Annotated in this window: 12 protein-coding genes and 1 pseudogene; 5 read left to right on the top strand and 8 right to left on the bottom strand. The window is 71.6% G+C overall.

The features are described 5' to 3' along the window. The 4 genes and pseudogenes from I59_RS21385 to I59_RS09065 all read right to left on the bottom strand — a co-directional run. Positions 1–394, bottom strand: a pseudogene (locus I59_RS21385) (deoxyribodipyrimidine photo-lyase); the annotation flags it as partial. Further along, entirely contained in the window at positions 391–711 is a 321-nt protein-coding gene (locus I59_RS09070) for a MarR family winged helix-turn-helix transcriptional regulator (protein WP_022903601.1), read from the bottom strand. The pseudogene I59_RS21385 and the gene I59_RS09070, both read right to left, overlap by 4 nt. Then, positions 666–920 (bottom strand): hypothetical protein, encoded by a 255-nt coding sequence (locus I59_RS23440; RefSeq protein ID WP_261976545.1) that lies wholly within the window; start codon positions 918–920, stop codon positions 666–668. The genes I59_RS09070 and I59_RS23440 overlap by 46 nt, the downstream gene beginning before the upstream one ends. 41 nt (positions 921–961) lie before the next feature. Continuing rightward, positions 962–1,789 carry a GAF domain-containing protein gene (locus I59_RS09065; RefSeq protein WP_148286148.1) on the bottom strand — a complete coding sequence of 276 codons (828 nt, stop codon included), beginning with the start codon at positions 1,787–1,789 and terminating at the stop codon, positions 962–964. Positions 1,790–1,915: 126 nt separating this feature from the next. Between I59_RS09065 and I59_RS09060 the strand changes: the two genes are divergently transcribed. From I59_RS09060 to I59_RS09050, 3 genes are all read left to right on the top strand, one after another. After that, on the top strand, positions 1,916–2,653 hold the full coding sequence (locus tag I59_RS09060) for a trypsin-like serine protease (protein WP_049976557.1): 738 nt from the start codon (positions 1,916–1,918) through the stop codon (positions 2,651–2,653). 162 nt (positions 2,654–2,815) lie between these two features. Beyond that, positions 2,816–3,688 (top strand): patatin-like phospholipase family protein, encoded by an 873-nt coding sequence (locus tag I59_RS09055; protein WP_022903598.1) that lies wholly within the window; start codon positions 2,816–2,818, stop codon positions 3,686–3,688. A gap of 38 nt (positions 3,689–3,726) precedes the next feature. Next, a complete protein-coding gene (locus I59_RS09050) occupies positions 3,727–5,805 on the top strand; it encodes an alpha/beta fold hydrolase (RefSeq protein ID WP_022903597.1) in 2,079 nt (692 codons plus the stop codon). A 296-nt stretch (positions 5,806–6,101) separates the two neighbouring features. On the opposite strand, the gene I59_RS09045 is transcribed toward I59_RS09050, so the two are convergent. Next, on the bottom strand, positions 6,102–7,295 hold the full coding sequence (locus I59_RS09045; RefSeq protein WP_022903596.1) for an acyl-CoA dehydrogenase family protein: 1,194 nt from the start codon (positions 7,293–7,295) through the stop codon (positions 6,102–6,104). Between the two features lie 47 nt (positions 7,296–7,342). Here I59_RS09045 and I59_RS09040 point away from each other — a divergent pair, with 47 nt between their 5' ends. Next, entirely contained in the window at positions 7,343–7,924 is a 582-nt protein-coding gene (locus I59_RS09040) for a QsdR family transcriptional regulator (RefSeq protein ID WP_022903595.1), read from the top strand. 37 nt (positions 7,925–7,961) lie between these two features. Here the strand turns inward: I59_RS09040 and I59_RS09035 are convergent, their stop codons facing one another. Then, positions 7,962–8,402 (bottom strand): VOC family protein, encoded by a 441-nt coding sequence (locus I59_RS09035; protein ID WP_031273460.1) that lies wholly within the window; start codon positions 8,400–8,402, stop codon positions 7,962–7,964. Between the two features lie 185 nt (positions 8,403–8,587). Further along, positions 8,588–8,743, bottom strand: coding sequence for a hypothetical protein (locus tag I59_RS22805; RefSeq protein ID WP_022903593.1), 156 nt, complete (start codon positions 8,741–8,743; stop codon positions 8,588–8,590). A 206-nt stretch (positions 8,744–8,949) separates the two neighbouring features. Here I59_RS22805 and I59_RS09025 point away from each other — a divergent pair, with 206 nt between their 5' ends. Next, positions 8,950–9,378: a thioesterase family protein gene (locus tag I59_RS09025; RefSeq protein ID WP_022903592.1), complete on the top strand. Its 429-nt coding sequence runs from the start codon at positions 8,950–8,952 to the stop codon at positions 9,376–9,378. Between the two features lie 124 nt (positions 9,379–9,502). On the opposite strand, the gene I59_RS09020 is transcribed toward I59_RS09025, so the two are convergent. Continuing rightward, positions 9,503–10,938: aldehyde dehydrogenase family protein (locus I59_RS09020; protein WP_022903591.1), on the bottom strand; the 1,436-nt coding region annotated here is incomplete at its 5' end.

Below are 10,938 nucleotides of genomic sequence, written 5' to 3'. Positions count from 1 at the left end.
GAGGAGGTTCGCCGCGAAGCTGTGCGCCTCGACGCCGCGGTCGTGCAGGCTCGCCTTGATCCCGGCGTCGATGTCGCGTTCCGCGTGGCCGTAGCGTCGGTTCCAGAACACGGCGTCGGCCCCGGAGTCCGCGACGAGGGGCGTCGATGACGTCCGCCGCTGCGCCACGCCGGAGGACGAGGCGCGACCCGCGTTCCCGGAGTGCTTCGTCGAGCGCGGTCAGCGAGTGGTGCAGCCACCACCGTGCCGCGGCCCCGATCGGCCGGACGCCCGGTGACTCGTCGTCGAGGACGTACACGACGGTGAGCGAGCCGCCGTGGTCGATGCCGGCGCGGAGGGCCGGGTTGTCCGCGAGACGGAGGTCGTCGCGCAGCCAGACGATCGCGCCGCTCACACGGAGGCCGTGTCGGGCGAGGGACGGCTGGGTGTGACTCCCTGACCGGCCGCGCGGCGGACCTTCGTGCACAGCTCGGTCAGCGTGCGGAGCTCGCCGTCACTGAGACCGGCGCCGAGCACGGCGGCGATGCTCGCGGCGTGCTGGACGGCGACGGAGCGGTAGACGTCGAAGCCGTGGGCGGTGAGGGCGACGTACACGCCGCGGGCGTCGGTGGGGTCTGGCTGCTTCTCGACGATCCCGCGCGAGGCCAGGCGGTCCACGAGACGGCTCACGCTCGGCTGGGTGAGGAGGAGGTGCCCGGTGAGGTCACGCATCCGGGAGCGTCGACCGGGCTGGGTCGAAAGGTTGAAGCAGACGTCGTACTCGCCTCGAAGCGACGGCGGGCAGCGACCCGCTCGCGCTCGATGTTCGCGGCGATGACCTCGAGGTCTTCGTAGTCGGCGTCGGTGGTGTCGTCGGTCCAGTTGGGGGTGTACACCCGGGACCGACCGAAGGGCTTCGGTTCGGGGGTCACGATGGTCATGTGGGGATGGTACGTCGAGCGTCCGACAAATCGTGTGCGCATCACGGGCCTTTCCTGGGGTTGCGGTCCCGTTCCGGGAACGAGGACGCGAGCGAGAACGCGATGGCCATGAACGAGGCCATCATCGCGACGTACTTGGCGTCGAGGTCGGTGAACGCGTCCGGTGCGGGCGAGTCCACGGTGAGCATGCCGAAGGAGTACTCCTCGGATCGGATGACGACCGAGACGTACGACCGGTAGCGCGGTTCGAACCCCGGGAGGTCCTCGTCCACGTCGACCTCCGCCAGGCGGTCCCCGACGACGCGCGGGCCACCGCCGACGAGGACCCAGTCGAGGTTGCGGTCGCCGTACGGGGTCCCGGCGCGGAAGACGCCGGCGGTGTCCTCGGCTCCGCCGTGCCCGATCGGTTCGAGCGCGCGGAGGTCCGCCGACAACTGGTAGACGTTCGCCCGGACGTCGGGCACCCCGGGCAGCAGGTAGAACGCGAGCGCCACCGCGATGCGGTCCGCGAACGCCGGGAGTTCCTGTCGCCGCGCCGCCCGCCGGAGCTCCGCGAATCGCACTAGCCGGGTCGCGAGCTGCCCGAAGGCGTAGCGGACGGCGGTGCCCTGCTCCAGCTCCGTCGAGCGGGCGACCGCTGCGGCCGCAGCCACCGAGGCCGCGGTCCGACGGGCGCGGACGACCTGGACGACGACCGCGGCGGAGAGCACCACGAGGCCGAACACGACGAGCGAGACCTTCACGCTCGGCGCCGTGACGAGGTTCGGCAGCTGGAACGCGGCGGTGGGCGCGGTCGCGACGACGATCGGCCACACGACCGCTCCGGCGCGGCGCCGTCGGCGGTCCACGGTGCTTCGTTCCCCTGTCATGCGGACGACGGTAGGGCACCCCACCGACGCCCGTTGAGTTGTCCACAGGCCCGGACGGAGGGTACGCATGTTGTCCCCTGCAACGCCGACTTGCCCCCCGAACGGGGCGGGAAGAACATCGTGCACATGCAGCAGCGACTCAAGACCAGAGCAACGGCGCTCCTCGCGACCGCCGCCATCGTCCTCCTCGGCGGGACCTTCGGAGCCAGCGCGGCGAACGCCGCGACGGTCTCCCCGCAGGTCATCGGCGGCGAGCAGGCCCCCAGCACCCCGTGGGAGGTGCAGCTCATCTTCCAGCAGGGCGGCTCCGCCACCTACGGGTGCACCGGTGAGCAGATCAACGCGTCGTGGGTGCTCACCGCCAACCACTGCGTCGACGGCACCACCGCGATGAACGTCTACCAGTCGAACAGCACCTCGAACCGCGGCACGGCGATCGCGGCTGACCGGCTGTACTCTGCGCCGTCGGGCGACATCGCGCTCGTGCACCTGCGGACCGCGAAGGCACTGTCCTCGTACGCGCCGCTCGACCTCGCCTACACGACGAAGTCCTCCGGCACGGGCACCATCATGGGCTACGGCAACCGGGCGAACAGCGCCCCGAGCACCGGGCTCTACCAGGCGACGGTCAACCTCACCGGCCGCTCGATCGACGCGTACAACGGCACCGCGCAGCACGTCACGGGCGTCTCCGGCGCATCGAACCACGGCGACTCCGGCGGGCCCCTGCTCGTGAACGGCAAGGTCGTCGGCGTCTGCTCGACGGGCGACGTCGCCGACCCGGGTGCGAACACCCACGCGGGCTCGAACTACGCGGTGCTGACGCAGAGCGCCAGCTGGATCCGCAGCACCGCAGGCGTCTGACCGACGTTTCCACATGACGGACTGGAGGCCCGTGGCGACGCCGCCACGGGCCTCCAGTCCGTTGCTGCCCACCACTCCTGCACTTGCCGGTCTGCGCTGGCTCCCATCCACGGGCAGCGCGCCGCGCGCCGCGCGACGACCCGGGGTTGGTAAGCATGACCCATGACCGACGTCTCGACGCCCACGCCCGGCACCCGCGCACTCGTCCTCGGAGGCGGCGGCGTCGCCGGGATCGCCTGGGAACTCGGCGTGCTCGCCGCCCTGCAGGAAGCCGGGGTAGACCTCGACGCCGCCGACCTCGTGGTCGGCTCGAGCGCGGGGAGCGTCGTGGGCACGTTCGTGCGCGCAGGTGCCGTCCCCGACGCGTACGCACAGCAGCACACACCGCTGCCCTCGACGTACGAGGAACCGCCGGTCATCGCGTCCGAGGACTTCCAGGCGCGACTCGAGCAGCTGCTCGTCGGCGCGCGGGGCGACCAGGACGCCCGGGCCCGGCTCGGCGCCGTCGCGCAGCGGTCCACCGGTGGCCAGACGGACGAGGAGCGCATCGCGACCTTCGAGCAGACGCTGCCCGGCACGGCCTGGCCGGCGAAGCCGCTCGGCGTCACCGCGATCGACGCCACCGACGGCACGTTCCGCGTCCTGACCGCCGAGTCCGGCGTGCCGCTCCCCCGTGCCGTGGCCGCGAGTTGCTCGGTGCCGCTGGTGTGGACGCCCGTGGCGATCGACGGCGTGCCGTACATCGACGGTGGCCTCCGCTCGGCCACGAACGCCGACGTCGCGGCCGGGTACGAGCGGGTGCTCGTCATCGCCTGCGGCCCCGAAGGCCCATCGCCGCTCGGGCCGTGGCTGGACGTCGCGGTCGAGAGCCTGCGGTCCGGTGGGAGCTCGGTCGAGACCGTCGTGGCGGACAGCGCCTCGCAGCACGCCTTCGGCTCCAACTCGCTCGCGCTGTCCACCCAGGCGCCGTCGGCGGAGCAGGGGCACCGGCAGGGGTCGACGGTCGCGGAGCAGGTCGCCGCGTTCTGGGCGTAGCCCGCGACCGTGTCACCGGACCTCGCTAGCGTGGAGTCATGACGACGCCGTTCTCCGACCTCGACCAGTTCACCGCCCTCCCCCGAGTCGACGGCATCGCGGTCGCCCCGGACGGATCGCGGGTGTTCCTCACCGTCAGCGCCCTCGACGACGAGCGCACCGGGTACCGCCGGTCGGTCTGGTGCGTCCCCGCTGACGGTTCGGGCACGCCGGTCCGACTGACCCGCTCGGCGAAGGGCGAGGGCGGGATCGCCGTCACCCGCGGCGGCGACGTGCTGTTCGTGTCCGGCCGGCCCGACGAGTCCGGCGCCGAAGACGCGGCCCAGCTCTGGGTGCTCCCCGCCGCGGGCGGCGAAGCGCGCCCGGTCACGGCCCTGTCGGGAGGCGCGGGCGGCGTCCTCGCCACGGCCCCCGGTAGCGACGTGGTCGCCTTCATGGCGCCGCTGCTCCCCGGGGCGGACGCGGACGACGAGACGTCGTTCCTCGCGGCGGACGCCGCGCTGCGCAAGCGCCGCAAGGAGCGGAAGGTCGCGGCGATCCTCCACGAGACCTACCCCGTGCGGTACTGGGACCACGACCTCGGCCCCGACGAGACCCACGTGCTGACCCTCGACCTCGCCGAACTGCGTGAACGTGACGCGGCCGTGCGTCCCGCCGACGCTCCGGACTACCCGACGCACCTCCCGCGCCCGGCCGACCTCACCCCCGCTCCGGCCCGGACGCTCGACCACGTGGACGGCGCCCTGACCCCGGACGGCTCGGTGCTGCTCGCGTCCGTGGCCGTGCAGGAACCCCGCGGCTTCCGCTCGACGCTGGTGACGGTCGACGTCCGGACGGGCACCCGGACCGTGGTGTTCGACGAACCGGACGTCGACCACGAGATCCCCCGCGTCAGCCACGACGGCCGGACGATCGCGTGGGTGCGGACGCCCCGCTCGACGCCGGCCGGTGCTCACGAGCAGGAGATCTGGACCGCTCCGCTCACCACGGACGGCACCGTGGACGTCGCGGGCGCCCGGCGGATCGCGACCGACTGGGACCGCTGGCCGGCCGAGCTCGTCTTCGAGCACGGCGACGCCGCACTCCTCGCCGTCGCCGACCAGGACGGCCGCGCGCCGATCTTCCGGATCCCCCTCGACGGAGCCCCCGTCGAGCAGCTGACCCACGACGACTGGGCCTACTCCGGCCTGCGCGTGGCGGACAGGACCGGCGAGGTCGTGGCGCTCCGGGCCTCCTGGCAGGCGCCGCTGCACCCGGTCCGGATCGCCGACGACGGTTCGGTGACGGTCCTCGCGAACCCCGCGCCGCTCCCCGACGTCCCCAGCACGATCGAGGACGTCGAGACCACCACGACGGATGGCACGCGCGTCCGCGGCTGGCTGGTGCTGCCCGAGGGCGACGGGCCGCACCCGCTGCTGCTCTGGATCCACGGTGGCCCGCTGAACTCGTGGAACCAGTGGTCGTGGCGGTGGAGCCCGCAGCTCGCCGCAGCACGCGGGTACGCCGTGCTGCTGCCGGACCCGGCACTGTCGACCGGGTACGGGCTCGACTTCATCAACCGGGGCTGGAACGCCTGGGGGCAGGCGCCGTACACCGACCTCATGGCGATCACCGACCACGTCGTCGGCCGATCGGACATCGACGAGACCCGGACGGCAGCGATGGGCGGCTCGTTCGGTGGGTACATGGCGAACTGGGTCGCGGGCCACACCGATCGGTTCCGGGCGATCGTCACGCACGCCAGCCTGTGGGCGCTCGAGCAGTTCAACGGCACGACGGACATGTCGCAGTACTGGCAGTCGATCTTCGACGCCGAGGGCATGCGCGAGAACGACCCGCACCGGTTCGTGGCGGACATCACGACACCGATGCTCGTGATCCACGGCGACAAGGACTACCGGGTGCCGATCGGCGAAGGACTGCGGCTCTGGTCGGAGCTCGCGGAGCACCACGCCGCGGAGGACGGGACGATGCCGCACCGGTTCCTGTACTTCCCGGACGAGAACCACTGGGTGCTCAAGCCGCAGCACGCGGTGGTCTGGTACGAGACCGTGTTCGCCTTCCTGGCCCAGCACGTGCTCGGCGAGGAGTGGGAGCGGCCGGAGCTGCTCGGGTAGCAACGGCTCGGGCGCGGGGCTCGCGGGCGGGGCTCGGCGAACGCGCGCGTTTCGACGAACCACGTGTCGTTCGACGCGCGCGGTGTCGCGGCCAACGCCGCCCACGCCGCGCCGAGCTGCCCGCAGGAATGACGACGCGACCGATGTCGTCCGACATCGGTCGCGTCGTTCCGCAGCGGCACCCGAAGCCGCACGCGGATTCCGGGCGGGCATCATCACCCGGCCCGAGCTCAGCCCCCTCGCGCCCGCGGGCTCTCAGGCCCTCAGGCCCTCAGGCCCTCAGGCCCGTCCAGCCCTCACACGAACGCGGCCTGCCCCGTGATCGCCCGCCCCACGATGAGCGTGTTCACTTCGCGGGTGCCCTCGTACGAGTAGATGGCCTCGGCATCGGAGAAGAACCGCGCCACGCCCTTCTCTAGCACGATGCCGTTCCCGCCCTGCACCTCGCGGCACCAGCCGACCGTCTCGCGCATCTTCGCCGTGGCGAACGCCTTCGCCATCGCGGAGTGCTCGTCCCCGCCGACCCCGGCGTCCTGCATGGCCGAGGCCTGGGTGCACAGGGCGATCGACGCGGTGATGTTCGCGAGCGACTTCACGAGGAGGTCCTGCACCATCTGGTGCGCCGCGATCGGCTTCCCGAACTGGATGCGCGTCCGGGCGTAGTCGAGCGCCGCCTCGTACGCACCGACCGCGATGCCGATCGCCTGCCACGCCACCTCGGTCCGGGTGAGGCGCAGGACCTCGGCCGTCGCCCGGAACGAGTCCGCACGCTGCAGCCGACGCGACTCCGGCACCCGGACCCCGCTCATCGTGATGTCGGCGTTCTGCACGCCGCGGAGGGCGATCTTGTCCTCGATCTTCGTGGCGGTGAAGCCCGGGGTGTCGGTCGTGACGAGGAAGCCCTTGACCTGCTCGTCCGCAACGTCCTTCGCCCAGATCACGACGACGTCGGCGAAGGTGGCGTTGCCGATCCATCGCTTCTCGCCGTCGAGGACCCACTCGTCACCCTCACGCCGGGCGGTCGTCCGCAGCCCGCGCGCGGAGTCGCTGCCCGACAGCGGTTCGGTGAGGCCGAACGCGCCGATCAGCTCGCCGCGAGCCATGCGCGGCAGCCATTCCTGCTGCTGCTCCTCGCTGCCGGCGACCGCGATCGAGTTCATCGCGAGGCCGGACTGCACGCCGATGAACGTCGCCACGCTCGCGTCGACCCGACCGAGCTCGAGTGCCGCCCAGCCGCGGTACACCGCCGAGTTCTCGAACTGCCGCACGAGCGGGACGCCCGGCCCGTACATGCCGAGCTCGGCGAGCGGCGCGATGACCTGCTTCGGGAACTCGGCACGCGCCCAGTACTCGTCGGCGATCGGGCGGACCTCGGCCTCGAGGTACGCACGCAGGCGTCCGAGCGAGTCACGCTCCCGCTCGGTCAACCCCGTCTGGAAACCGTAGAAGTCCGATCCGAGGAGGGGCGTTGAGGCTGCCGTCGTTGACATACCCCCGATCGTGCATCATTCTCGAAAACGTTGCAAGGGAGGGATGCATGTACACATCGGATTCTGCGCTGCGCGCCTTCCGGGAGGCCCGCCACACCTTCATCGCCGGCTCACGGATCGACATGGGGACCCTGGCAGCCTCGCTCGGCGTGGACCGGACGTCGCTCTTCCGGTGGGTGGGCAACCGCGACCGACTGCTCTCCGAGGTGCTGTGGTCCCTCGCCGTCCCCACGCTCGACAGCGCTGCCACGTCCGCCGCGCCGGCCGGGGCCGCGCGGATCGTCGACGTGCTCGACCGGTTCACGGCGGACCTCATCCGCGCTCCGTACTTCCGCGCGTTCCTCACCCGTGAGCCCGCACGGGCCCTCCGACTGCTCACGACGACCGAGAGCGACGTCCAGAGTCGCTTCGTGGCACGGGTGACCGCCCTGATCGACGACGAACGGCAGGCCGGCACGTTCGACCCCGCGCCGCTGACGAGCGAGGAGCTGTCACGACTGCTCGTCCGGATCTCGGAGTCGTTCACGTACGCCGACCTCATCTCCGGGGAGACACCCGATCCGGCTCGCGCCCGTGCGACGTTCGAGTACGTGCTCCGTCCCGCCGCCGTGCCGGCTCCGGTCGGGTGAAGCCCGACGGTGACGGTGTCAACCCTTCGCTGCGGTGTCAGCCCTTCGCTGCGGTGAACTCCAGGTTGATGTCGTCCGGGTCCTGCACGGAGAGGATGACGATGCCCGCCTCCCCGAGGTCCGTCACGTCGCCGTGCTCGACCCCCGCGGCGTCCAAGCGGGCAGCGGTTTCGTGGAGCGCCTCCACCGACCGCACCGTGAAGCTGACGTGGTCGAGACCGACCGTGTCGGAGTCGAACCGCTGACCGCGCGGTGCGACGGGCCGGAGCCCGAACAGCTGCTCCCCGAGCGGGAAGATGCACCCGCCGTAGAGCCGCTCCCGATCCTGCTCGATCCCCGGCTCGTCGATGTGCGCACTGAAGTCCATCGCTGGTGCGACGCCGAGGAGCTGCTCGTAGAACGCCTTGCTCCGGTGGATGTCGGTGACGGTGATGCGGACGTGTGCGAGTGCGGTGGGGTGTGCGAAGGCTTCGGTCACGATGGTGGTGCTCCTCGTGGTGTGGTCGGGTCGCCGACGATCGTCGGCACCTGTCGAGGCAACGCCGTCAGCCTGACCGTCTCCCCGGACGCCGCGGCGACCGGACAGCGGCGCACGCCGACGGCTCGCGCGTGCGACGATCGACGACGCACAGCGCGCCACGCTCAGCGGTCAGTGGTCCGCGGTCAGCGGAAGCCGCGGGTCTCGAGCATGTGATGCGGGATGCCGTGCCCCTGGCAGCGATCTCGGCGGCGGATGCCCCGCATCACGTCGCGGACGTGGTCGCCGCAGCCCGTCCACGAGGACTTGCCGCACACAGGGCACTGGACCGACTCGCACATGCGGGCCACGGTACGGACGGAGCCCTGGACGGACAGCCGAAACGCTGTACCCGATCCGCTGGACGACGGATTTCGGACTCCCGAGCGTCAGACGGCCCGGAGGCGGGGTCGAGTACGGTCGGTTCGTCCCCGGATCGGCCGAGTCGCACCAGCGTGGTCGGCCGGTGCTCCGAGGCCGCTGCACCCGCACCACCGATCGGAGACCGATGACCATCGACGAGTACCCGTTCTGCCGGACCTACCCCACGCGGTGGAACGACAACGACATGTTCGGGCACGTCAACAACACGATCTACTACTCGGCCATGGACAACGCCGCGACGTACTGGTTCCGGGAGGTCGCGGGCCTCGATCCGTTCTCGTCCGAGTGGATCGCCGTCCTCGTGTCGTCGAGCTGCCACTTCGTCGAGTCAGCGGTCTGGCCGGACGTCATCGAGGTCGGGATGCGGTCGAAGCGGATCGGCACGACGAGCCTCGCGTGGGAGTTCGGCCTCTTCCGCCAGGCCGACGGCGCGCTGCTCGCGACGGGCGAGTTCGTCCACGTCATCATCGACCGCGAGGGCGAACGACGGCCGACCCCCATCCCGGCGGAACTCCGCGAACTGGTCACGAGCAGGATGACGGTCACCGACTGACCTCCGCACAACCCAAAGCGGCTCGAACCACGGAATCACGTGGTTCGAGCCGCTTCCAGTTGTGCGAACGCCACGCCGAGCGCTGCCCCGCGCCGTCCGGCTGCCGCACGCAGCGCCCCCGCCGTTAGATCAGCGCGTCCGTCAGGTGGTTCGGCGTGCCGAACCGGTGCGCCGTGATCGACACCGCCTGCTCCCGGAGGAACGGCAGCACCTCGATCCGCCCGGCCTCGGTCACCGGCTCGGCGTAGACCGCGACGTCCGGACGTCCACCGACCGCCGTGTACAGCGCCGAAGCATCCCCGCCGATGAGCCGGACCCGCGTCGACGGGCCGTCGGCCACCCGCGCTGCGAACGCCGCGTCGGACTCCCCGTCGCGGAGCGACCGCACGATCGCCAGCGACTGCACGGCCGACCGCACGGAGACCGGCAGCGAACCGGAGACCGACACGTCGATCGTCGTCCCCGCGCGGAGCGCCGCCGCGACGACCCGGACGAGCGCGTCGACGTCGAGCGACGAGTCGTCGTCCGCGGTCAGGCGCACGTGCACCCCCGGGAAGGGCAGGAAGCGCGCGATGTTCCGCTCGGCGGTCAGCGCGGACACGTCGGTCGCGGTGCCGAACAGCGTGGTCCACGCTCGCTCGTCAGATGCGAGCGCGCGGTCGAGCGACTCCGAGGCAACCCCGGACGCCCGGACGAACGCGGACACCGGCGAGGACACAGCACCAGCAGGACCAGCGCCAGCAGCACCAGCAGGCACCGATGACCACGACCCGAGCCCGATCAGGTAGTTCAGCCCGCCGGCCTTCGTCCCGGCACCGACGGCCGACTTCTTCCACCCGCCGAACGGCTGGCGTCGGACGATCGCGCCCGTGATGCCGCGGTTCACGTACAGGTTGCCGGCCTCGATCCGGTCGAGCCACGTGCCGATCTCCCCGGCGTCGAGCGAGTGCAGCCCCGAGGTGAGGCCGTAGTCGACCTCGTTGACGATGTCGATCGCCTCGTCGAGGGTCCGCGCGGTCATGATGCCGAGGATCGGACCGAAGTACTCCGTCCGGTGGAACGCCGAACCACGGGCGACACCGTCGCGGACGCCGGGGCTCCAGAGCTTCCCGGAGTCGTCCAGTCGGGCGGGCTGCACGGCCCAGGTCTCCCCCGCACCGAGCTTCGTCAGGCCGTCGAGCAGCTTGCCGGCGGCCGGCTCGATGACCGGCCCCATCTGCGTCGTCGCGTCGGTCGGGTACCCCACGGTCAGCGAGGACACGGCATCGATCAGCTGGGACCGGAACCGCCGCGAGGTGGCGACGGACCCGACGAGCACGACGAGCGACGCCGCCGAACACTTCTGACCCGCGTGCCCGAACGCCGAGGCGACGACGTCCTTGACTGCGAGGTCCAGGTCGGCCGACGGCGTCACGATGATCGCGTTCTTGCCCGAGGTCTCGGCGAGCAGGGGCAGGTCCGGCCGGAACGAGCGGAAGAGCTCGGCGGTCTCGTACGCCCCTGTCAGGATCACGCGGTCGACCAGCGGCGACGCGACGAGCTGCCTGCCGAGGTCGTCTC

It is taken from the genome of Curtobacterium sp. B8, assembly GCF_000333315.1.
Classification (GTDB): Bacteria; Actinomycetota; Actinomycetes; order Actinomycetales; family Microbacteriaceae; genus Curtobacterium; species Curtobacterium luteum.
This window is presented reverse-complemented; position numbering and strand designations above follow the sequence as displayed.

What these genes read in the sequence shown, in the direction of transcription:
- I59_RS09070 (WP_022903601.1), bottom strand. Translation starts at nt 711, where the DNA reads ATGCGTGACCTCACCGGGCACCTCCTCCTCACCCAGCCGAGCGTGAGC.
- I59_RS23440 (WP_261976545.1), bottom strand. Translation starts at nt 920, where the DNA reads ATGACCATCGTGACCCCCGAACCGAAGCCCTTCGGTCGGTCCCGGGTG.
- I59_RS09065 (WP_148286148.1), bottom strand. Translation starts at nt 1,789, where the DNA reads ATGACAGGGGAACGAAGCACCGTGGACCGCCGACGGCGCCGCGCCGGA.
- I59_RS09060 (WP_049976557.1), top strand. Translation starts at nt 1,916, where the DNA reads ATGCAGCAGCGACTCAAGACCAGAGCAACGGCGCTCCTCGCGACCGCC.
- I59_RS09055 (WP_022903598.1), top strand. Translation starts at nt 2,816, where the DNA reads ATGACCGACGTCTCGACGCCCACGCCCGGCACCCGCGCACTCGTCCTC.
- I59_RS09050 (WP_022903597.1), top strand. Translation starts at nt 3,727, where the DNA reads ATGACGACGCCGTTCTCCGACCTCGACCAGTTCACCGCCCTCCCCCGA.
- I59_RS09045 (WP_022903596.1), bottom strand. Translation starts at nt 7,295, where the DNA reads ATGTCAACGACGGCAGCCTCAACGCCCCTCCTCGGATCGGACTTCTAC.
- I59_RS09040 (WP_022903595.1), top strand. Translation starts at nt 7,343, where the DNA reads ATGTACACATCGGATTCTGCGCTGCGCGCCTTCCGGGAGGCCCGCCAC.
- I59_RS22805 (WP_022903593.1), bottom strand. Translation starts at nt 8,743, where the DNA reads ATGTGCGAGTCGGTCCAGTGCCCTGTGTGCGGCAAGTCCTCGTGGACG.
- I59_RS09025 (WP_022903592.1), top strand. Translation starts at nt 8,950, where the DNA reads ATGACCATCGACGAGTACCCGTTCTGCCGGACCTACCCCACGCGGTGG.